The sequence below is a fragment of the Hydrocarboniphaga daqingensis genome, from assembly GCF_900129825.1.
In the GTDB taxonomy this organism is placed as follows: domain Bacteria; phylum Pseudomonadota; class Gammaproteobacteria; order Nevskiales; family Nevskiaceae; genus Hydrocarboniphaga; species Hydrocarboniphaga daqingensis.
Window position 1 is genome coordinate 136,093 of record NZ_FQWZ01000002.1, and the last position, 20,844, is coordinate 156,936.

Here is a 20,844-nt window from a genome sequence, read left to right on the forward strand (position 1 = left end):
GTTCGCGCGAGCGGGCCGGCCTTTTTGTTGCTCGCAGCGCGGCGATCAGTTCTTCAGGGCTTCGACCTGGATGCGCAGCTTGACCTTGCCGGCATCGCCGTCGGCGTACTTGGTCATGCCGAAATCGGCACGGTTGAAATCACCTTCGGCATCGGCGCCGCAGACTTCCTTCTTCAGCATCGGGTGCGTGATGCACTTGAAGCTGTTGATCTTCAGCTTCAGCGGCTTGGTCACGCCCAGCAGCGTCATCTCGCCATCGACCGCCGACGGCGTGGCGCCGGTGTAGACCAGCTTGCCCTTGTAGGCGACCGTCGGGTACTTGGCGACGTTGAAGAAGTCGTCGCCCTTGGCATGCTCGTTCATCTTGTCGTGGCCGAAGTCGACACTGGTGGCGTCGATCGTGATGTCGACCGAGCCAGTCTTGGCGGCTTCATCGAGTTCGACGCTGCCCGACGTCTTGTTGAACTTGCCGCGCCAGAACGAGATGCCCATGTGCGGCGCCTCGAAGCTGGGATACGTGTGGCTGGATTCGATCGTGTACGCCGTCGGCGCGGCCACGCTGGCGCCACTCCACAGCAGAGCAGCAGCGGCGGCAGCGGTAAAGGTCTTGATCATCGAAAAACTCCTGTCGGTGTGGTGTGAAATCGCGGCCTCGCAGCGCGCCAGCGGTGGCTGACTACGGTGCGGGGACCGTGAGCTTGAATCGGACAAGGACCGCGTCGTCGAGCACGTCGTTCCATTCGGCGTCGCCGATCTGGAACGCTGCGCGCGACAGCGTCGCCTCACCGCTGTAGACGGTGCGGCCGGCGTCATCGCCGACGCTGAAGACAACCGTCGTCGGCTGCGCGATGTTCTTGATCGTCAGCGTGCCGTCGGCCTGATAGCGGCCATCGGCCAGACGCTGCACGCGGTCCGACACGAAGCGCGCTTCGGGCGCAGTGGCCGTGTCGAACCATTCCTTCTTGCGGACCTCGGCGTTGTAGTCTTCGTCGCCCAGATCGAAGCTCGCCGTGTCAACCCGGATGTCGGCTCGCGACTGTTCGGGCGCGTCGGCGTCGAAGACCAACGTGGTCGCGCTGAATCGCGTGAAGCGGCCTTCGACCGGCACGTTCATCTGCCGGAACACCGCGGTCAGATCGCCGGCCAGCACCGCAGCGCCAGCCGTTGCCTCAGGCAACGTCGCGACATCGGCCGTGGCCGTCGCCGACTCCCCTTCGTCTTCCGCGACAAACACGGCGGCGACGCCGGCAAATGCGACGGCCGTGAACGCGGTCGCCAGCAGCGGCATCGCGGCACCACCGGAGCCCGGCAACATGCGGCGCAACACCTCGTCGCGACGCAGCCAGTGATGCTGCAGTGCCGCGCCCGCATGCAGCAGCAGCACGCCGAGCATCAGAAAATTCAGCACCTCATGGATTTCGCCGAGCAGCTCGGACAAGACCTTGTCCTTGCCGATCAGATCGGGAATCGGCAGCACGCCGAAATACACCGTCTGGTAGCCCGCTGCCGAGCTGTGCAGCCAGCCGCTGAGCGGAATCGCCAGCATCAGCAGATACAGCGCCACGTGCGCGCCATGCGCGGCGACGTGTTCCCAGCGGGCGCCGGCAACCAGCGGCGGTGCCGGATGCGTCATCCGCCAGCCAGCACGCAGCAGGGCCAGCAGGAACACGGTGACGCCAGCCCACTTGTGCCAGCTGTAGTACTGCAGCTTTTCGGCCGATGCCGGCAGTTCGTGCATGAACACGCCCAGGCAGAAGCCGCCAAAGATCAAAATCGCGATCAGCCAGTGCAGCGACATCGCCACCGCGTGATAGCGGCCCGGCGTTTTGACGGCGTCGTTGGCGTGGTGCGGCGTGGTCGATGTCACGGTCAGGCTCCCGATGCTGCGGTGGACTATAGAGCCGGGTCGGCGGGCATCCAAGCGGAAGCATTTGAAGCCGACCGACAAAAAATCTGATGACAGCGGCGGCGCCGCACTCGCTGTTAGCGCGGCGCGCGACCGGCTTCGATCCAGCGGTCGATCCGGGCTTCGAGCACACCCAGCGGCAACGCGCCGGCGTTGAGGACCTGGTCGTGGAAGGCTTTCAGGTCGAAGCGATCCCCGAGTATGGACTCGGCTCGTCGGCGCAACTCCAGAATCTTCAGCATGCCGGTCTTGTATGCCAGCGCCTGACCGGGGTCGATCAAATAGCGCTCCACTTCAGCGACCACGTCGCCGTCGCTCATGCCGGTCTTGTCGATCATGTAGGCGATCGCCTGCTCACGGGTCCAGCGGCGATGATGCAAGCCGGTGTCGACGACCAGGCGCACCGCACGAAACTGCTCGTCGCGCAGCCGGCCGAGATTGTCGAACGGATCCGACTCCAGGCCGATCTGCTGCGCCAGTTGTTCGGCGTACAGCGCCCAGCCTTCGACGTAGGCGGTGAATGGCAGCACGCGCTGCACGGTCGACACATCGTCGAGCTCGCGCGCGATCGCGATCTGGAAGTGATGGCCCGGCACCGCTTCGTGGTAGGCGAGCGTGCGCATCGCAAAGCGCTTGATCTGCCGCATATCGCGCAGGTTGACCCAGAACGTCCCCGGTCGCGAGCCGTCCAGCGGCGCTGGATCGTAGTACGCGCCCGGACTGCTGGCCTGCTTGAACTCCGGCACGCGGCGCACTTCGACACGGCTCGCCGGCACGCGGTTGAACGCCAGCGGCGCGGCGGCGATTGCCTCGTTGATGATCTTTTGGAAGTCCGCCAGTACCGCGGCCCGGCCGGCTTCAGTGTCGTCGTACAAGAAGCGCGGCTCGGTGCCGAGCGCCGCCATCCGCGCACCGACGCTGCCGTCGACATAGCCTTGCTGGCGCAGGATCGCGTCCATCTCGGACTCGATCCGCGCGACTTCGGCGACGCCGAGCTGATGCAGCTCCTCGGGCGTCAGGTCCGTGGTCGTATTGCGCCGCACCTGGTAGGCGTAATACGCATCGCCATCCGGCAGCGCCCAGACGCCATCGTTGCGCTGGGCCTTGAGCTGCAGCCGTTCGAAGTACGCGATCAAGCGGTCGTAAGCCGGGTAGACATCGCTTTCGATGCGTTCTTCGGCGCGCATCAGCACGCGGCTGCGCTGCTCGTCGTCGAAGCGGCCCGACGCCGCGAGTTTGTCGGCCAGCGCAACGTACAGCAGGTTCTGCTGCGCCGGCGTGGCGCTGAAGGCGCGCATCTGCTGCAGCGATTTCTGCACGACGAACGCCGGCGGGATGATGCCGCGCTCCTCGCGCAAGCGCAGGCCTTGCAGCAGTTGCTGGAATTTGTCGCCGTAGGCTTCCAGGCGTTGCAGATACTGCTCGGCTTCATGCGGCGTCTCGACCTGCTGCTGCGTGGCCATCAACGTCGGCAGCTCGGACTGGACGCCGGCCAGCGGATTGACCGGATAGTCGTGAAACATCCACGGCCGGCCTTGCACCATGCCGCCAACGAAATCGTCCATCACGTCGTAGGCCAGTTGCTCGGCCGCGCTCAGCGCGTTGCGGTCATAAGCGTGCAGCGTGTCGAGGTCGCGCTGCCAATGCACCGCCATCTGCTCGGCATGCTCGACCGACAAGTCGGTGAGCCGGCCGTTGTGCCCGTCGATACCGAGCGGCTCGAGCAGCCGCAGCGAGGTCAGCAACTCGGGATCATCGAGCGTGTGCTGCAACAGCACGCGGTCGAGAAACCAGCTGAAACGCAGCGGCTTTGCAAACCAGGTGTGCGCGGCGAGCCCAGCGCCGACCCATAGCAGCAGCACAAACACGGCAGCCGCCCATTTGACCGGCGCCGGCATGCGCCAGCGCCTCATGCCGCCACCGCAATGCGGCCGTTAGGCACCCGGATTCCATCCACAGGTTTTGCCCTTGTTCTGCTCCTCGAGATACTTCATCAGCGGGCTGAAGTATTCGATGATCGCCGAGGCATCCATCTGCCGCGTACCGGTCAGCTTTTCGAGCGTGTCCTGCCAGGGCTGCGACTGACCTTGCGCCAGCATCGCCATGAACCGCTGGCCGGCTTCGGCGTTGCCGTAGATGTCGCACTGATGCAACGGTCCTTCGAAGCCGGCGGCATCGCACAGCGCTTTCTGGAACTGGAACTGCAGGATGAACGCCAGGAAGTAGCGCGTGTACGGCGTGTTAGCCGGGATGTGGTACTTGGCGCCGGCATCGAAATCGTCCTCGCTGCGAGCCAGCGGCGGCGCCAGGCCCTGATACGCGGCCCGCAGTTTCCACCAGCCGGCGTTGTACTGGTCGGGCGCGATCTGCCCGTCGAACACGCGCCAGCGCCACTGGTCGACCAGCTTGCCCCAAGGCAGGAACGTGATCTTGTCCAGCGCCAGCTTCATCTGCTCGTTGATCACCGCGCGCTCGTCCTGCTTGACGTCGCTGACCAGGCCGATCGTCTGCAGATGCTTGGGCGTCAGCGACAGCGTCACGGTGTCGCCGATCGCCTCGTGAAAGCCGTCGTGCGCGCCGCTCTGGAACATCGGCGGCTGATCCTTGTAGTTCAGGTAGTAGTAGATGTGGCCAAGCTCGTGATGGATCGTCGTCAGGTTTTCCTCGTCGGGCTCGATGCACATCTTGATCCGCACGTCGTCGTGCTGGAGATCGAAGTCCCAGGCGCTGGCGTGGCAGACCACATCACGATCGCGCGGCTGCACCAGCTGCGACTTGGTCCAGAACGAGTCCGGCAGCTTGGGCATGCCCAGCGAGGTGTAGAAGTCTTCGGCGATGCGCGTCATCCGCGTCGCCATCGCCAGATCAGCCTGATGCTCCATGTCGGCCAGCTGCACGACGCTGGGCTTGCCCTTGAACGCGGCCTTGATCTTCGACAGTTCGTCGTCGCGCATCTTCTTCAGTGATGCGCTGACATCGAGACTGCTGACGCCCTGGTACGGCTCCATCAGCGGGTACAGATTGCCCCAGCTCTGCGCCCACATATTGCCGAGCAGCTGCGCCGGGATCAGTCCGTCCTTGGGCACGACGGCGTCACCGTACTTTTCGTTGAGCTTGCTGCGCACGCTGCAATGCAGCGCCTCGTACAGCGGCTTGACCTGGCCCCACAGGCGCTCGACTTCTCCGTCGAATTCGGCGGCGCTCATGTCGTAGCCGCCGCGCCACAGCTCGCCGGTATTGGCAAAGCCGATTTCCTTGGCGCCGACGTTCATCAGCTCGGCAAAACGCTGGTAATCCTTGCGGATCGGTTTGGCGGTGGCGTGCCAGCCGGCCCAGGCTTCGGCCATCTGCGCCGGCGTGTTCTTCAGCTCGACGTTGTTGATGATCGCTTCGATTTCCTGCAAACGCAGGCACTCGTTCTGTCCGGCCGCATTGGTGTGACACCACTTGCCGGCACCGTAATTGGCTTCCAGCTTGGCGGCGAGTTTGGCCAGCTCTTCGCGCTGCGCCGGGTCGCTGGGTGCTGGCAGTGTGCTGCCGAGCTTCACCAGATCGATGGCACGCTGCGTTGGCTTGCTGATGCCGTCGACGCCGGCGAAACGACGCGACTCGCCGACTTTCTTCGTGACGTATTCGAGCATCTCCTCGGTGGCCTTGGCCGACAGCAACTGCGAGTCGTCGTTGATGTAGGTCGATGCCAGCCAGAACGCCGCGGACAAGCGCGGCAAGTTCGCTTCGCGCCACTGGTTGATATCGGCGACGAACTGGTCGGCATCGGCAGCCGCAACGGCTTGCTTGACCTCGGGCACCGCGCTGGCAGCGGGGTCCGCCGGGCGCGTGCAGGCCGCAAGCAATCCCAGTGCAGCGGCAGCAACGGCGCGCAGCGAAAGCGTCGAAGATATCGGCGTCAGCGAGGTCATCGTGTGTTCCTTCATTGAATGTTGCCCATCAGCCTTTGTAGGGGCCGGGCGATCAACAGCATCAGCAGTCCGGCGCCCGAGGTGGTTACGAACACCAGCCAGTAGCGATCGGGCAGGCCGGCGATATCGTCGGTGCTGGCCAGATGACCGGCCAGCAGTCCGGCGATGATATGGCCCAGCGATGCGGCCATGAACCAGGTGCCCATCATTTGTCCGACGTAGCGGCGCGGCGCCAGCTTGGTGACCGCGGCCAGACCTACCGGTGACAGGCACAGCTCACCAGTGGTGTGGAATAGATAGGTCAGCATCAACCAGGCCGGCGCGACCTTGTCGCCCGAGGCGGCCAGCCGAGCGGCGAAGAACATCACCAGAAATCCCAGCGACATCTGGATCAGGCCCAGCGCAAACTTCAGCGGCACCGACGGCGTCAGATTTCGCCGTGCCAGATTCACCCACAGCGCCGCGAAGAACGGCGACAGGATGATGATGAACAGCGGGTTGACCGCCTGCAGCCACGACGCCGGCAACTGCCAGCCGCCGATATCGCGATCGGTATGATCCAGCGCGAACAGGTTCAGCGATGAGCCCGCCTGCTCGAAGCCGCTGAAGAACACGGCCGCGCCGATGAACAACACGACGATCACACCGACGCGCTGACGCTCGCTGCGATCGAGTCCGCCGAAGATCAGCACGTAGCCGAAGTACAGCGCTGCCGTGGCGACGATCACCACCGCGGTCTGCTTGGAGACGCGGATCGGGTCGATCGGCAAGTACCCGCCGAGCGCCGCGATCATCACCAATGCGATCAGCGCGATCGCAGCAGCCACCGCGAATGCGCCGCGGCGGCGCGCGTGCGCGTCGCGCTGCGCATCGCCGGTGCTGGCCGGCAGCAGGCCGATCGTGCCCAGATGGCGGGAGTTGAGCCGGTACTGGACCAGGCCCGCGATCATGAAGATGCCGGCCGCACCAAAGCCGATGTGCCAGCCGTAGTGCTCGCCCAGATAGCCGCACAGCAGCTTGCCGGCGAACGCGCCGACATTGATGCCCATGTAGAAGATCGAGAAGCCGGCATCGCGGCGCGCGCCGCCCTCGGGATACAGCTCGCCGACCATCGCTGAAATGTTCGGCTTGAGCAGGCCGGTGCCGAGCGCGATCAGCGTCAGGCCGATGAAGAACGTCGGGGTACTCGGAAACGCCATCGTGAAATGGCCGGTGGCGATGATGCAGCCGCCGACGAAGACCGCGTTGCGCATGCCGATCAGCCGGTCGGCGATCCAGCCGCCCGGCAGCGACGCCAGATACACGGCCGTCGTGTACAGCCCGTACGCGGCCGACGCCATCTCACGCGACAGGCCCAGCCCCGGATGCTCGGCGTCGACGGCGGCGACCATCGCCAGCACCAGGATCGCGCGCATGCCGTAGTAGGAGAATCGCTCCCACATTTCGGTGAAAAACAACGTGGCAAGGCCGCGCGGATGCGGCGTCGCGACCGTGGACGTCATGGCATGCAAACTCGTTGGCGCAGCGGCGGTATCATCGACCATGCCCGCATTGCGCAGCGGGCGTCAATCCGGAACGTCCTGCGCGCCGCGATGGCCGGTGGCGTGCGACTTAGCGATACAGATGCTGGAACACGGCGACCATGCCGTAGATCGCCAGCGACAGCACCACCAGCGGCACGAGCAACACCAACAGCAGCAGCGGACCGCGTCGCACCGGCGCGGCCGGCGCTTGCGCTTGCCGCTCTTGGCCGTCGAGGTGATCGAGCAACAAGCGCGCATTGCGCGCATTGGACCGGAACGCAAAGTCGAACAGATCGCCGAGCAGCGGCACGGCGCCGACCAGGCCGTCGAGCAGCGTGTTGCTCAGCATGCGCACGACGACATGGTTGGGCGCACCGGCACGAAGGCCTTCGACCAGAATCACGCCGCCGAGCAGCATGCCGGCCACGTCACCGACGCCGGGAATCAGGCCGATCAGGCTGTCGATGCCGAAGCGCAGGCGCGTACCGGGGATCGCGATCAACCCGTCGAGCCATTGCGCGAGACGGGCGACGCGCTGGCGCGCTGCCGCGCGACGGCGCGCGTGTTCGGGGTCGTGCGGCGTCGAGGCGCCGGCGGCAGGGGAAGGGCGTCGTGATGTGTTCATATCGACATTATTGGGCAGATGCCCGCCTCGGGGCTGTCGTCCAGACCGGGTAAACTGCCGGCTTCCTGGTTTCTCCGGTGTCGCAACACGTGTTCACAGCGGCCTTTTATTGGATTGCCTGGTGGTTCTTTCAGCCGCTGAACCGGCTGATCCGCTATCGCACTCCGCACGCGGACCTCGCGGCCAAGCTCGCGCTGGACCCGTCCAAGCCGGTGGTCTACGTGCTGGCGACGCGGTCCTGGGGCGATCTATTCCTGCTCGACCGCATCTGTCGCGACAACCGCCTGCCGCGACCCGGCCGCACCGGCAAGCTGCTGCCGTCGGTGACCCAGGCCGGCGCGCTGTACTTGCCAGCGCTGCTGGAAACCCGGATTCGCGATACCGAGCTGACCAGCGTCGTCAACGGCGCGGCGGCCGACCCGACGTTTGACTGCCAAGTGGTGCCGGTATCGGCGTTCTGGGGCCGCGATCCGGGCCAGGAAACCTCGCTGTGGAAGCTGATCTTCGCCGACAGTGTGCAGGCCGGCATGGTCCGCAAGCTGATCATCATGCTGGTCAACGGCCGCAACGTGTACGCGCATTTCGGCCTGCCGCTGTCGTTCCGCGATTTCGTCGCCAAGGAAAAAACGCCCGAGTTCGCGGTGCGCAAGCTCGGCCGTCTGCTGCACATCTACTTTCTGCATGCGCGCACGGCCGCGCTGGGCCCGACGCTGCAGAACCGCGAAGTCGTGATCCGACAGTTGCTGAACACGCCGCGCGTCAAGGACGAGATCGCCAACGAAGCGCGGCGCGGCAAGCTGACGGCCGAACAGACCGCCGCCAAGGCGCGGCGCTATGCCGAAGAGATCGCGGCCAACTATTCGTCCACGACGGTGCGGCTGCTCGAGCGCGTGCTCGAGTTCATCTGGAACCGGATCTTCCGCGGCGTGAAGGTGTTTGGCTTGGAGCGGTTGCGCGAATGGGCGCAGGGCCACGAGATCATCTATCTGCCGTCACACCGCAGCCATGCCGACTACCTGCTGCTCAGCTACGTGCTGTACCAGGCTGGCCTCGTGCCGCCGCATATCGCGGCCGGCGTGAACCTGAACTTCTGGCCGGCGGGCCCGATCCTGCGTCGCGGCGGTGCGTTCTACATGCGTCGCAGCTTCGGCAGCGACCGGCTGTATACCTCGGTGTTCCGCGCTTACGTCGATTCGCTGATTGGCCGCGGCTACTCGATCTCGTTCTATCCCGAAGGCGGCCGCAGCCGTACCGGCCGCTTGTTGTCGCCCAAGGCCGGCTTGCTCGGCATGGTCGTCGAATCCGCGCTGCGCCAGAGTGCGCGCAAGGTCGCGATCGTTCCGGTCTACGTCGGCTACGACAAGGTCTGGGAACTGTCGAGCTACTTCAAGGAACTGCGCGGCGCGCAGAAGCAGAAGGAATCCGCGTCGGATCTGCTCAAGGGCGCCAAGCTGCTGACCAAGAGCTACGGCCGCGTGCACTTGAACTTCGGCGAGCCGATTCCGCTGCAGGAATACGCCGAAAAGCATCTGCCGGGTTGGCGTGACAGCCTGCGCGGCGGCGGCGAAACGCCGGCCGGCTGGCGCGATTTCGTCGGCCGTCTGGCGCTGGCCAGCCACCGCCGCGTCAATGCGGCGGCGGTCGCAAGCCCAGTGAGCCTGTCAGCCGTGGCGATGCTCGCCAGTCCGCAGCGCGCGGTATCGCGCACCGAATTCCTCGAACAGCTGACGCATCTGGTACGGCTGCTCGAAGCCTGCCCTTACAGCGCCAGCCTGGAGATTCCGGAGCGCTCGCCGGTCGAAGCGCTGGAATGGGCCGCGCCGATCGCGCGCATCGCCACCGTGCCGCATCCCTGGGGCGATCTGCTCGACGTCGCCGATCGCGATGCGGTGCTGCTGACCTACGCGCGCAACAACATCCAGCATCTGTTTGCGGTGCCGAGCCTGATCGCGAACCTGTTCCGCACCCGCGCCACGCTGTCGGAGGACGCGGTGGTGACCGGCTGTCGTGCGCTGTATCCGTTCCTGCGCACCGAGTTCTATCTGCGCTGGGAGCCGGCAGAAGCCGAGCAAGTGGCGCGCGAAATGGTCGAGGCCATGGTCAAGCAGGGATTGCTGACCCGCAGCGACGAAGGGCGGCTGTCGCGGCCCGGCGTGTCGACGCCGGAATTCTCGACGCTGGCGATGCTCGGCCGCGTGATGGGCGAAACGCTGGAACGCTACTGCATGACCACGTTGTTGCTGGCCGATGAGAACCGCATGAACCAGGGCGTGCTGCGCGAGCGCTTTGAGGAGGATTGCCGCCGGCTGGCCGAACGCATGGGCGTGCTGACCGGCCGCGATTCCCCCGAATTTTTCGACAAAGCCCTGTTCCGCGGCTATCTGGACACGCTGATCGACCTGGGCCTGGTCGTCGAAGGCGACGATCGGCGGCTGGCAGTCGATCCGCGCATCGAGCGTATTGCCGAGCGCTCGCTGGAGCTGTTGTCGGACGAGACCCGCCAAACGCTGCTCCAATTGCTGACACGTCGCCCCCAACCGGCAGCGGTAGAACTGGGCCCGGCCACGCTGTAATCTGCGCGCGAGCGATGTTTCGCCGTATTGCCCTCACCGGCGGCACGCCGGATCCCTTCCTTGTTTCCTTGCTGATCGAGACCCCATGCACTCTACTTTCCGCCTGCTCGCCGTTGCCGCCTGCGCCAGCCTGCTGTTCGCCTGCGCCAAGAAGGCTGACGACACGACCGCCGCCAGCGCCGGCGAGCTGACCACCGACGCCCAGAAGTTCGGCTACTCCATCGGCGTCGACTTGGGCAATTCGCTCAAGCCCGTCAAGCAGCACGTCGATGTCGCCGCGCTCGAAGCCGGCTTGAACGACGTCACCAACGGCGTGACCCCGAAGCTCGACGACGCCGCTCGCGAGGAGATCAAGAACACCGTCTCCAAGAAGATGCAGGAAGAGCAGGTCAAGGCTCGTGAAGAGCAGGCCACCACTGCCAAGGACGAGGGCGCCAAGTTCCTCGCCGAAAACGGCAAGAAGGAAGGCGTCAAGACCACCGCTTCGGGCCTGCAGTACGAAGTGCTGACCGAAGGCAAGGGCGATTCGCCGACGGCCGCCGACAAGGTCACCGTGCACTACAAGGGCACGCTGCTCAACGGCGAAGAGTTCGACAGCAGCTACTCGCGTGGCCAGCCGGTCACCTTCCCGCTCGCCAACGTGATCCCGGGCTGGACCGAGGGCGTGCAGCTGATGAAGCCGGGCGCCAAGTACAAGTTCTACATTCCGTCCGACCTCGCCTACGGCGAACGTGGCGCCGGCGTGAAGATCGGCCCGAACCAGACGCTGATCTTCGAAGTCGAGCTGCTCGAAGTGGCCAAGGACGACGCGCCGAAGCAGTAAACGGCGCCTCAAACAAAAGGGCGGCAGACGCGAGTCTGCCGCCCTTTTTTATGCCGGCGGATCGAGTCGGATCGGCGCCGCGCCGATGCCCGCACGCTCAGCGCGAGCAGTGCTCGGCGATCCGCTGCGCAGCCGTCTGGCGCTGCGCCTCCCATTCCTTGGCGTCGAGCCGGCGCAGGTTGCCGTCGGCCTCGCGCACGCGCAGCCGGTTGGGCGGGTTGGCGTCGAGAAATGCCTGCCGTTGCCGGGCTTGCTCACAGTCGGCCTGGTGCGCGGCCTGGTCGATGACCGTCTGCCGGCGTGCTTGGTCGCGGCGCTGCTGCTCATCGGCGGCCCGCTTCAGAAACGCCTTTGCAGCGTCGTCGGCCGGTGCGGCACCCGGGGCAGCAGGCACGGCCGGACTCGACGCGGTCGGCGGCCGCAGCGGTGCCGGTTCGACCAGCTCGAAGCGCCGGCCGTTGGGCGGCGGCACCTGGTCGTAATGGACACCGCCCTGGGCATCGGTCCAGCGATAGACCCGGGTCGCGGCCGCATCGGCGGCATTCATCGCAGCCGACGCCAGCAGCGCCAGCAGCAGTGCCGACGGCAACGCGGCGAGGGCTACTTGCCGAGCCATTGCCGGGGATCGAGCGCGGTGGAGCCCTTGCGGATCTCCAGATAGACACCGCTGCGTTCGTGGCCGCCGGTGTCGCCGGCCGTCGCGATCACCTGGCCGGGGTCGACCCACTGACCGACGCTCGGCACCGAGCTGGCGCAGTGACCGTACAGCGTGAAGTAGCCGCCGCTGTGTTCGAGAATCACGATCAAGCCGTAGCGCTGCAGCCAGCCGACATAGGCAACGCGGCCGCGGGCAATCGCGCGCACTGGCGTGCCGCTGCTGGCGGCGATCCAGCGCCCGCTCCAGCTGAGCCGGCCGTCGGCCTTGGGTGAGCCGTAATCGGCCAGGATCGGGCCGCGCAGCGGCCACGGCAGCTTGCCGCGCAGCTGTGCAAACGGCCCGGTGCCGCCAAAGTCACTGGGGATATCGGCCAGCGCCTTTTTCAGCGTTTCCAGCAGCTTGCGGACCTGCGCCTCGTCGGCCTGGGCCTGCTTGAGTTCAGTCTGCGCGCTGGCGATGCGCTGGTCGATTGCCTGCAGCGTGGACTTGCGCTGGCTGCGCGCCTGTTCGAGCTGGCGTAGCGTCTCGGCTTGTTTCAGCTCCAAGGCCTCCAGCTGGCTGCGCTGCTGCTCAAGCTCGACCTGCAACTGCGCGATCCGGTCGATTTCGGCCTGGACCTGCGCCACCTGGTCGGCGCGGGCGCGGTTGACGTAGTCGTACTCGGTCAGCACGCGACCGATCCGGGCCGTGTCGTCCTGGCTCAACCACAGCTGGGTACGCGCGCGGTTGCCCATCATGTAGGCGGCGCGGATCTGCCGGGCCAGCGCCTCACGCTGCTGCCCGAGCCGGTATTCGGCTTCGACCTGCTGCGCTTGATTGGCGCGGATGCGCTCGTTTTGCTCGGCGACCTCGCGGTGCAGGCGGCGCAACTCGGCTTGGGCCTGGTTGAGCCGCTGCTCGGCCGCTTGGAGCGCCTCGCTCAGCTCGTCTTTCTGGCCCCGCTCGCGTTCCAGCTTGCTGCGCAGCGCGTCGATCTTGCCCTTGACCCGCGCCAGCTCCTGCTCGCTTTTCTTGATGTCGCCGGTCACCGGATCGGCGGCCGGCGACGGCGAGGCGACCAGGCTCAGGGCCAGCCACAGGCCTGCGGCGGCTGCCAGCGGGCGGCAGCGCGGCGCCGGGTGGGCTCGCTTTCGGTCGGGGGTGTTGGATGCCATAATTCCGGCCGCATCATAGACGTCTCCCACACTTTTTGGCGCTCGTCGCCAACTGCCGGACCCTCATGCAGCAGTACCTGGATTTCGTTCTCGCACACCCCTTCCTGTTCGCCGCGCTGGCCGTGGTGGTGCTGCTGATCATCGCCAACGAGGTCCACGGCAATCTGACCGGTGGCAAGCGCCTGTCGATTCCCGATGCGGTGCGGCTGATCAACGACCGCGAACCGCTGATCCTCGACATCCGCCCGGCCGCCGACTTCAAGCGGTCGCACTTGCTGAACGCGATCAACATCCCGGCGGCCAAGATCGCCGACCGCGCCAACGAACTGGGCCGCGACAAGGCCCGTCCGATCCTGATCTATGACGCCCTTGGCGGCAGCGCCGGCGAAGCGGCCAACCAGCTCAAGAAGCTGGGTTATGCCGAGGCTTATCCCCTGCGCGGCGGCATCAACAGCTGGCTCGGCGCAAGCCTGCCAGTGACGGCCAAGTAACCCGCGCCCCAGACGGACACACGCCATGGCCACCGTTCGCGTTTACTCGACTGCGTTTTGCCCCTACTGCGTGATGGCCAAGCGGCTGCTCGATGGCAAGGGCGTGGCTTACGAGGAGATTCGTGTCGATCAGGATCTCGAGCGCCGTGACGAGATGATGCAGCTGTCCGGGCGGCGCACGGTGCCGCAGATTTTCGTCGGCCAGACCCACGTCGGCGGCTTCGACGACCTGTCGGCGCTGGACCGCGCCGGCGGGCTCGACCCTTTGCTCGCGGCCAACGCCTGACCCGAGCCGCGTCGCCGGCCCTCGTCGCACTGGCCTGTCTTTTGTTCCCACCCGATCGGCGCCCGAAGCGCCGTCCCTGATCCGTACCCGGAGTTTTGCTGTCATGGCTGCCGATACCCCCGTTGCGACCCAGAATGCCCTGCCGCCGCTGACCGGCAGCTCCCGCCAGGTGCTGCTGCAGAAGTTCTACCTGCGTGATGCCTCGGTCGAAGCGCCGCTGGCGCCGCAGATTTTTTCGCGTCCCTGGCAGCCGCAGGTCGACGTCAACGTCGCCACCAACGTCCAGGCGCTGGGCGAAGACCAGTTCCACCTGACGCTGACGGTCACGGTGACCGCCAAGCTCGGCAACGATGTGGCGTTCCTGATCGAAGTGCAGCAGGCCGGCGTGTTCATCGTCCGCGACTTCCCCGAGGAAGCCGAGCGCGCCGCCGTGCTGGCCGGCTACTGCCCGAGCCTGCTGTTCCCGTTCGCACGCGAGGCGATCTCCGACTTCGTGCAGAAGGCCGGCTTCCCGCAGCTGCTGCTGCAGCCGATCAACTTCGAAGCGCTGTATCTGGAACACCTGAACCGCGCGCGCAGCGCCGCCGCCGCCGGTGAAGCGGCCGGCCCGGCCGCCACCGACGCCACGCACTGACACGCGTCCTGGCACGACGATGAAGGGCATCGCGGTCATCGGCGCCGGCTCCTACGGCACCGCGCTGGCGATCCAGCTGGCGCGCCGCGGCACCCCGGTCTGGCTGTGGGGCCGCGATCGTGATGCGCTCGCGGCGATGCAGGACAAGCGGCTCAACGAGCGCTACCTGCCGGAAGCGCACTTCCCGGTTGGCCTGACCGCGACCGCCGACCTGCAGCTGGCCGTCGGCGCCGCCGAAGAGCTGCTGATCGCCGTGCCCAGCCACGCGCTGCGCGAGACGCTGCGGCGCATCGAACCGCTGCTGCGCCCCGAGCAGGGCATCGCCTGCGCGATGAAGGGCCTGGAGGCGGGTACCGGCAAGCTGGTGCACGAAGTGGTCGCCGACGAACTCGGCGACGCGCGCGACCTGGCCGTGATTTCCGGCCCGACGTTCGCCAAGGAACTCGGCCTGGGCCTGCCGACCGCGGTCACCGTGGCCTCGGCCAACCTGGCGTATGCCGAGCGCATCGCCCATGCGCTGCATGGCGACGGCTTTCGCGCCTACACCGCCGACGACATCGTCGGCGTCGAGGTCGGCGGCTCGGTCAAGAACGTGCTGGCGATTGCGGTCGGCATCGCCGATGGCCTGGGCTTGGGCGCCAATACGCGCGCGGCGCTGATCACGCGCGGGCTGGCCGAGATCATGCGGCTCGGCGAGAGCCTGGGCGCGCAGCCCGAAACGCTGATGGGCTTGTCGGGCTTGGGCGATCTGGTGCTGACCTGCACCGACAACCAGTCGCGCAACCGCCGCATGGGCCTGCTGCTGGCTCAGGGCAAGAGCGTGGACGAGGCGACCGCCGAAATTCGCCAGGTCGTCGAAGGCGTCAAGGTCGCGCCCGAAGTGCGCCGGCTGGCCCAGCGCCAGCAGGTCAGCATGCCGATCACGGAAACCGTATGCCGCGTGCTGACCGGCGAGTTGTCGGCCGTCGAAGCGGTGCGCGCACTGGCCACGCGCCCGGCCAAGCACGAGAGCGACTAAAACCACGCGGCGATGCGGCGTCACCGCATCGCGATCCGCGATCACACGGCCGCCACGCGGCCGCCGCACCCGCTCAATCGACGCGCTGGTAGGCCGTGACCACGCAAGCCCCGCCCAAGCCCAGGTTGTGCTGCAAGGCCAGCCGCGCGCCGTCGACCTGACGCGGGCCCGCCGCGCCGCGCAGTTGCTGGACCAGCTCGGTGCACTGCGCCAAGCCGGTGGCGCCGAGCGGATGGCCTTTCGACAGCAAGCCGCCGGATGGATTGGTGACGACGCGGCCGCCATAGGTGTTGTCGCCATCGACGACGAACTGCTCGGCGCCGCCGACCGGGCACAAACCCAGCGCCTCGTAGCTGAGCAGCTCGTTCTGCGCGAAGCAGTCGTGCAGTTCGACGACGTCGACATCGTCGGGGCCGAAGCCACCGGCCTCGTAGACCTGGCGCGCTGCATCGCGCGCCATGCTGAAACCGACGACCTCGCGCATGTCGCGGCCACTGAAGGTCACGTCGGTGTCGGTGGTCATCGCTTGGGCGACGATCCTCACGTCAGCGCGCAGACCGTGGCGCCGCGCGAATTCGTCCGAGCACAGCACCGCCGCGGCGGCGCCGCAGGTCGGCGGACAGGCCATCAAGCGTGTCAGCACGCCGGGCCACAGCATCGGCGAGGCCATCACCTCGTCGGCGCTGACGACCTTGCGGAACAGCGCCATCGGATTGTGTTCGGCGTGGCGGCTGGCTTTGGCGCGAATCTGGGCGAAGGTTTCCAGCCGCGTGCCGTACTGCTGCATGTGCGCCAAGCCGGCGCCACCGAAGTAGCGCAGGGCCAGCGGCAACTGCGGCTGGCCGACGAGGTCTTCGGCCAATTCGTCGAAATGGCCGAACGGGCTCGGACGATCGGTGAAATGGCTGCCGATCGCACCGGGCTGCATCTGCTCGAAACCCAGCGCCAGCACGCAGTCGACCATGCCGCTGGCAACCGCCTGCCGCGCCAAAAACAAGGCCGACGAACCGGTCGAACAATTGTTGTTGACGTTGACGATCGGCAGGCCGCTCATGCCGACTTCGTACAGCGCGCGTTGACCGCAGGTGGAATCACCGTAGACGTAGCCGACGTAGGCCTGCTGCATCTGCGCGTAGCCGAGGCCCGCGTCGGCCAGCGCCAACTGCGTCGCTTGCGCGCCCATGCGGTCATAAGGCTCGGATGCGCCCGGTTTGACGAACGGGATCATCCCGACCCCGGCAACGACGACGTGGCGCATCGGCAACTCCTGATCAACGAAACGATGCCGGCCAGCGTACGCAGCAGGCTGCGACAAAGCCCCGCCCTTTCCGGTAGGGATGCGCTCGCTTCGGCGACGGCGCGGCAGGACTATCCTTTCGGGTAGGGGCGTGGCGGGCGCCGCGGCCGACACTCGGCCGTCACCTGCACGTGAACCGCCATGACCCACACCCGCCGCTGGTACTTCAACAAGCGTCCGACCCGCTCGATCGAGGACGACACCTTCGAGCTGCGCGAGCAGACGCTGCCGCCGCTGGCCGAAGGCGAGTTGCTGTTGCGCTCGATCTATCTGTCGATGGATGCGACCAACCGGCTGTGGCTCGGCGACTGGGACCTGTACATGGACCCGGTGCTGCCCGGTGAGCCGATGAAGGGCTTCACGCTGTGCGAAGTCGTCGCGTCGCGTAATTCGGCGTTTGCGGTCGGCTCGCTGGCCGCGGGCCTTGCACCGTGGTCGGATTATTCGATCAGCGACGGCAGCGGCTTGATGCCGGTGCCGCGCATTCCCGGCCTCGCGCTGGCCGATGCGTTCGGCGTGCTCGCCGTAGCCGGGCCGACCGCGCTGGTCGGCTTGATGGAGATCGGACGGCCGCAGCCCGGCGCCACCGTCGTCGTCACCGCAGCGGCCGGCGCGGTCGGCATGCTGGTCGGACAGATCGCCAAGATTCACGGCTGCAAGACGATCGGCATCGCTGGCGGGCCGGACAAATGCGCGGCGCTGGTCGAACGCTTCGGCTACGACCACGCGATCGACTACAAGCGCGAAGACGTCGTCGCAAGGTTGCGCGCGTTGGCGCCGGACGGCGTCGACGTGCACTTTGAAAACGTCGGCGGCGAGATGCTCGACGCCGGCCTGACCGTGATGAAGAACTTCGGCTCGGTGGTGATCTGCGGCTTGATCTCGACCTACAACTCGACCGCCGGCGACCGCATTCCGGGGCCGTACATGTTCCGCAATGTGATCATGCGCCGGCTGCGCGTCGAAGGCTTTGTGATCCTCGACTACCTCGACCGCTATCCGCAGTACCAGGCCCAGCTCGCCGGCTGGATGCTCGAAGGCAAGCTGCGCTACCGGCTCGATGTCACCGATGGTCTCGACAACGCGGTGGGCGCGCTGAAGATGCTCTACACCGGCGCCAACAACGGCAAAGTGCTGGTGCAGATCGGCAGCGAGCACTGACGGCCAACCGGTGAACGCCCGCGACGACCGCGCTCCACCGCGTCAGCGCGCGACCGCGTCGCGCAAGGCCATCGTCGCCGCCGCATCCACGGCACCGGAAGTACCCGCGGGGGCGATCGTCCGTCGCCGTTTGCTCGAAGCGCTGTCGACCACGCCGCCGCCGCGCTTGATCGTCGTGCAAGGCCCGGCCGGCTTCGGCAAGACCTCGCTGCTGCGCCAGCATTGCCAGCGACGTGCCGCTGCCGGCGACCGCGTGGCGTGGGTTCGAATGGACACCTCGTCGGGTGACGCGGCGTATTTTCTGCGGCTGCTGTGTGATGCAGTCGAGCGCTTGCCGGGCGACAGCCTGCGTGCGCCGCCGCGGATCGACGGGCCCGGCACGCTGCGCGACGTGTTGCACGCGATCGCACGCATCGGCCGCCCGCTGGTGCTGGTCGTCGACAACTTCGAAAGCGCGGCCAGCCCGCATTTCGACGCGATGTTCGCGCAACTGGTGCGCAGCCTGCCCGAGTCGGTGCAGCTGTGCGTCGGCACGCGCGTGCTGCCGACCGCGCGTCTGGCGCGGCTACAGATTCGCGAAGGCACGGTTGTCATCAGCAACGAAGAGCTGTGTTTTCGTCCGTCGGAATCCTTCGAGTTTTTCCGCGAATTCGGCACGCTCAGCGCCGCCGAGATCACCGCGATCCACGAGTTGACCGACGGCTGGCCGGCGGCGCTGCAGGCCTACCGTCTGTGCCTGAAGCGCGGCGGCCGCATCCGCGCGGAGCTCGCGGTCGGCAAGGGCATCACGCGCGAGCTGATGGACTTCCTCGCCGCCGAAATCTTCGATCACCTGGCGCCCGAGCTCGGCGCGCTGCTGCTGGAGCTGGCGATCCCCGAAAAGCTCAGCCCGGCGCTGGTCGAGCACATCACCGGCACCGCCGACGGCGCGCAGCGCCTGGCCGAAATCGAGCGCGCCGGCTTGTTCCTAGCGCAGATGGATCTGGGAGGAACCTGGTTTCGCTTCCACAACTTGTTCCGGCAGTTTCTGCTGGCGCGCGCCGCGCGCCAGTTCGCTGCCGATGCGCTGCGCGATCGCCATCGCACGATCGCGCAGTGGTATGCAGCGCATGACTACCGCGAAGAAGTGATCCATCACTGGCTCGAAGCCGGCGACGCGGTGCGCGCTGCCGCCAGGCTCGCTGAATTCGTCGACGAGCTACTGGCCCAAGAGCGGCTCGGCTTGATCGAGCGCTATGCCGACCGCCTCGCCGCCGATGCGATGCTGGCGCACGACAATCTGGTGCACGCCGCGATCATCGCCTATGGTTTCCGGCGCGCGTTCGACAAGGCCGACCGGCTGCTGGCGCAACACCGCGCGCGGCTGCAACACGACGGCGCCGACCGCGCATTGCTGGCCTCGCACAAGGTATCGCATCTGTTCGTACTGGCGGCACAAGACCGTATCGAAGATCTCGACGCGGCCGGTCGCGATGCCGCCGAGCACTTGCTCGACCGCAGCGGCTGGCAGTACGGCGTCACGCTCAATTCGCGTGCGATATACGAATACGGCCGTGGCGACTTCGACGAAGCGCGGCGGCTGATGCAATGCGCGCGACCGCTGCATGACCGCGACCAGCATGCGTTCGGTCAGGCCTATCAGGACGCAATCACCAGCATGGCGCTGACCTCGCAAGGACGCGTCGACGATGCGGTGCGCGGCCTGGCCGCCGGCTTGCGCCGCACCGAGGAACGCGCATCGGGCACCGTGTCGGCCGGCGCCGTGATTGCCGCGTACCTGGCCAGCGGCTTGTACGAGCAAGGCCATCTCGAAGACGCGACGCGGCTGGTCAACGAATACGGCCAGCTGGTCGAGCAGCAGGCGATCGTCGACGCCGTGGCGACGATGGCGCTGACGCAAGCCAGGATCGCGCATCGCGCCGGTCGCCGGGGCGATGCGGAAGAAGGCATCGAGCGCGTGCTGTTTCTCGGCTATCGCCATTCACTGGCGCGACTGGTGATCTACGCGCACGCCGAGCTGGCGCGACTGGCAACGCTCGACGGCGATCTGGCGCAAGCCGAACGCTGGCTGCGCGAGCTGCCGGCCGAGTATCGCGAGCCGCAGGACGACCGCCTGCTGATGTTTCATGCCGGCGAAACCGAGGCCTGCACGGTAACGCAGGCGCGCTGGCTGATCGCATCGGGCCGACACGCCGAAGCGCGGCTGCTGCTGGCGGGCGAGATTCGTCGCGCATCGCATGCACGTCGCCGCCATCGCGAGCTGAAACTGAAGCTGATGATGGCGATCGCCTGCCAGGCCGCCGGCAAAACCAACCTCGCCGGACGCACCCTGCTCGAAGCGCTGGAGATCGGCGCTGCAGGCGGCTTCGTGCGCTCGTTCATCGACGAAGGCGCACCGGCGCTGGCGCTGCTCAAGCAATTGCAGAGCCACCGCGAAGGCCTGCCCAAGGGCCTGAAGCCGGACGCGGTGCTGTGTCACGTCGAACGCCTGCTGCATCTGGCCGGCGACGCAGCCGACGATGGCCGCGCCGCAGCGGCGCATGGCGTGCCGCTGATCGCCAGCCTGACCGAGCGCGAACGCAAGCTGATGCGCTTTGTCGCCGAAGGCTTGTCGAACCACGACTTGGCCGACCGGCTGTCGGTGTCGACCAATACGGTCAAGTGGCATCTGCGCAACATCTTTCAGAAGTTGCAGATCAGCAACCGCGTGCAAGCGATCGCGTTGATGCGAGGTCAGGGCTTGGGCGACTGATTTTTGTAGCGACCCCGCCCCTT

At 66.7% G+C, this 20,844-nt stretch carries 17 protein-coding genes; 8 read left to right on the top strand and 9 right to left on the bottom strand.

Features of this window, described 5'->3' with window-relative positions:
• Positions 1–45: 45 nt before the first annotated feature.
• The 6 genes from BUB09_RS03675 to BUB09_RS03700 all read right to left on the bottom strand — a co-directional run bounded on the left by BUB09_RS03675 (position 46) and on the right by BUB09_RS03700 (position 7,974).
• On the bottom strand, positions 46–615 hold the full coding sequence (locus BUB09_RS03675; RefSeq protein WP_072894379.1) for a YceI family protein: 570 nt from the start codon (positions 613–615) through the stop codon (positions 46–48).
• A gap of 61 nt (positions 616–676) precedes the next feature.
• Positions 677–1,867: a cytochrome b/b6 domain-containing protein gene (locus BUB09_RS03680; RefSeq protein ID WP_072894381.1), complete on the bottom strand. Its 1,191-nt coding sequence runs from the start codon at positions 1,865–1,867 to the stop codon at positions 677–679.
• A 116-nt stretch (positions 1,868–1,983) separates the two neighbouring features.
• Positions 1,984–3,819, bottom strand: a complete 1,836-nt coding sequence (locus BUB09_RS03685; protein WP_245793113.1) for a DUF885 domain-containing protein — start codon at positions 3,817–3,819, stop codon at positions 1,984–1,986.
• A 21-nt stretch (positions 3,820–3,840) separates the two neighbouring features.
• A complete protein-coding gene (locus BUB09_RS03690; protein WP_245793114.1) occupies positions 3,841–5,841 on the bottom strand; it encodes a M2 family metallopeptidase in 2,001 nt (666 codons plus the stop codon).
• Positions 5,838–7,328, bottom strand: coding sequence for a peptide MFS transporter (locus tag BUB09_RS03695; RefSeq protein WP_072895398.1), 1,491 nt, complete (start codon positions 7,326–7,328; stop codon positions 5,838–5,840). The genes BUB09_RS03690 and BUB09_RS03695 overlap by 4 nt, the downstream gene beginning before the upstream one ends.
• 109 nt (positions 7,329–7,437) lie before the next feature.
• The gene (locus BUB09_RS03700; protein WP_072894384.1) at positions 7,438–7,974 is read right to left on the bottom strand and encodes a DUF4112 domain-containing protein; all 537 of its coding nucleotides are present in this window, start codon (positions 7,972–7,974) and stop codon (positions 7,438–7,440) included.
• Positions 7,975–8,051: 77 nt separating this feature from the next.
• Between BUB09_RS03700 and plsB the strand changes: the two genes are divergently transcribed.
• Positions 8,052–10,547: a glycerol-3-phosphate 1-O-acyltransferase PlsB gene (gene plsB / locus BUB09_RS03705; RefSeq protein WP_245793115.1), complete on the top strand. Its 2,496-nt coding sequence runs from the start codon at positions 8,052–8,054 to the stop codon at positions 10,545–10,547.
• A gap of 85 nt (positions 10,548–10,632) precedes the next feature.
• On the top strand, positions 10,633–11,370 hold the full coding sequence (gene bamJ / locus BUB09_RS03710; protein ID WP_072894387.1) for a BamJ family beta-barrel-assembly machinery protein: 738 nt from the start codon (positions 10,633–10,635) through the stop codon (positions 11,368–11,370).
• A gap of 97 nt (positions 11,371–11,467) precedes the next feature.
• Here the strand turns inward: bamJ and BUB09_RS03715 are convergent, their stop codons facing one another.
• Both BUB09_RS03715 and BUB09_RS03720 read right to left on the bottom strand, forming a co-directional pair.
• Positions 11,468–11,986, bottom strand: a complete 519-nt coding sequence (locus BUB09_RS03715) for a DUF4124 domain-containing protein (RefSeq protein WP_072894390.1) — start codon at positions 11,984–11,986, stop codon at positions 11,468–11,470.
• Complete coding sequence (locus tag BUB09_RS03720) at positions 11,971–13,182, bottom strand: murein hydrolase activator EnvC family protein (RefSeq protein WP_072894394.1); 1,212 nt, start codon at positions 13,180–13,182, stop codon at positions 11,971–11,973. The genes BUB09_RS03715 and BUB09_RS03720 overlap by 16 nt, the downstream gene beginning before the upstream one ends.
• A gap of 65 nt (positions 13,183–13,247) precedes the next feature.
• Between BUB09_RS03720 and BUB09_RS03725 the strand changes: the two genes are divergently transcribed.
• The 4 genes from BUB09_RS03725 to BUB09_RS03740 all read left to right on the top strand — a co-directional run bounded on the left by BUB09_RS03725 (position 13,248) and on the right by BUB09_RS03740 (position 15,611).
• Complete coding sequence (locus tag BUB09_RS03725; RefSeq protein ID WP_072894397.1) at positions 13,248–13,673, top strand: rhodanese-like domain-containing protein; 426 nt, start codon at positions 13,248–13,250, stop codon at positions 13,671–13,673.
• 25 nt (positions 13,674–13,698) lie between these two features.
• Positions 13,699–13,959 carry a glutaredoxin 3 gene (gene grxC, locus BUB09_RS03730; RefSeq protein ID WP_072894401.1) on the top strand — a complete coding sequence of 87 codons (261 nt, stop codon included), beginning with the start codon at positions 13,699–13,701 and terminating at the stop codon, positions 13,957–13,959.
• A gap of 103 nt (positions 13,960–14,062) precedes the next feature.
• Entirely contained in the window at positions 14,063–14,593 is a 531-nt protein-coding gene (secB, locus tag BUB09_RS03735; protein ID WP_072894404.1) for a protein-export chaperone SecB, read from the top strand.
• A 19-nt stretch (positions 14,594–14,612) separates the two neighbouring features.
• A complete protein-coding gene (locus tag BUB09_RS03740; protein WP_072894407.1) occupies positions 14,613–15,611 on the top strand; it encodes an NAD(P)H-dependent glycerol-3-phosphate dehydrogenase in 999 nt (332 codons plus the stop codon).
• A 73-nt stretch (positions 15,612–15,684) separates the two neighbouring features.
• Here the strand turns inward: BUB09_RS03740 and BUB09_RS03745 are convergent, their stop codons facing one another.
• Positions 15,685–16,869, bottom strand: a complete 1,185-nt coding sequence (locus BUB09_RS03745; protein WP_072894410.1) for a lipid-transfer protein — start codon at positions 16,867–16,869, stop codon at positions 15,685–15,687.
• 180 nt (positions 16,870–17,049) lie between these two features.
• Here BUB09_RS03745 and BUB09_RS03750 point away from each other — a divergent pair, with 180 nt between their 5' ends.
• Positions 17,050–18,069, top strand: a complete 1,020-nt coding sequence (locus tag BUB09_RS03750; RefSeq protein ID WP_072894413.1) for an NADP-dependent oxidoreductase — start codon at positions 17,050–17,052, stop codon at positions 18,067–18,069.
• 10 nt (positions 18,070–18,079) lie between these two features.
• Positions 18,080–20,821, top strand: coding sequence for a winged helix-turn-helix domain-containing protein (locus BUB09_RS03755; protein ID WP_072894416.1), 2,742 nt, complete (start codon positions 18,080–18,082; stop codon positions 20,819–20,821).
• Positions 20,822–20,844: the final 23 nt, after the last annotated feature.

Bases quoted from the DNA above. Each gene is read 5' to 3' on its own strand.
- secB (WP_072894404.1), top strand. From the start codon at position 14,063: ATGGCTGCCGATACCCCCGTTGCGACCCAGAATGCCCTGCCGCCGCTG.
- BUB09_RS03740 (WP_072894407.1), top strand. From the start codon at position 14,613: ATGAAGGGCATCGCGGTCATCGGCGCCGGCTCCTACGGCACCGCGCTG.
- bamJ (WP_072894387.1), top strand. From the start codon at position 10,633: ATGCACTCTACTTTCCGCCTGCTCGCCGTTGCCGCCTGCGCCAGCCTG.
- BUB09_RS03720 (WP_072894394.1), bottom strand. From the start codon at position 13,182: ATGGCATCCAACACCCCCGACCGAAAGCGAGCCCACCCGGCGCCGCGC.
- grxC (WP_072894401.1), top strand. From the start codon at position 13,699: ATGGCCACCGTTCGCGTTTACTCGACTGCGTTTTGCCCCTACTGCGTG.
- BUB09_RS03725 (WP_072894397.1), top strand. From the start codon at position 13,248: ATGCAGCAGTACCTGGATTTCGTTCTCGCACACCCCTTCCTGTTCGCC.
- BUB09_RS03750 (WP_072894413.1), top strand. From the start codon at position 17,050: ATGACCCACACCCGCCGCTGGTACTTCAACAAGCGTCCGACCCGCTCG.
- BUB09_RS03690 (WP_245793114.1), bottom strand. From the start codon at position 5,841: ATGAAGGAACACACGATGACCTCGCTGACGCCGATATCTTCGACGCTT.
- BUB09_RS03715 (WP_072894390.1), bottom strand. From the start codon at position 11,986: ATGGCTCGGCAAGTAGCCCTCGCCGCGTTGCCGTCGGCACTGCTGCTG.
- BUB09_RS03685 (WP_245793113.1), bottom strand. From the start codon at position 3,819: ATGAGGCGCTGGCGCATGCCGGCGCCGGTCAAATGGGCGGCTGCCGTG.
- BUB09_RS03745 (WP_072894410.1), bottom strand. From the start codon at position 16,869: ATGCGCCACGTCGTCGTTGCCGGGGTCGGGATGATCCCGTTCGTCAAA.
- BUB09_RS03700 (WP_072894384.1), bottom strand. From the start codon at position 7,974: ATGAACACATCACGACGCCCTTCCCCTGCCGCCGGCGCCTCGACGCCG.
- BUB09_RS03695 (WP_072895398.1), bottom strand. From the start codon at position 7,328: ATGACGTCCACGGTCGCGACGCCGCATCCGCGCGGCCTTGCCACGTTG.
- BUB09_RS03675 (WP_072894379.1), bottom strand. From the start codon at position 615: ATGATCAAGACCTTTACCGCTGCCGCCGCTGCTGCTCTGCTGTGGAGT.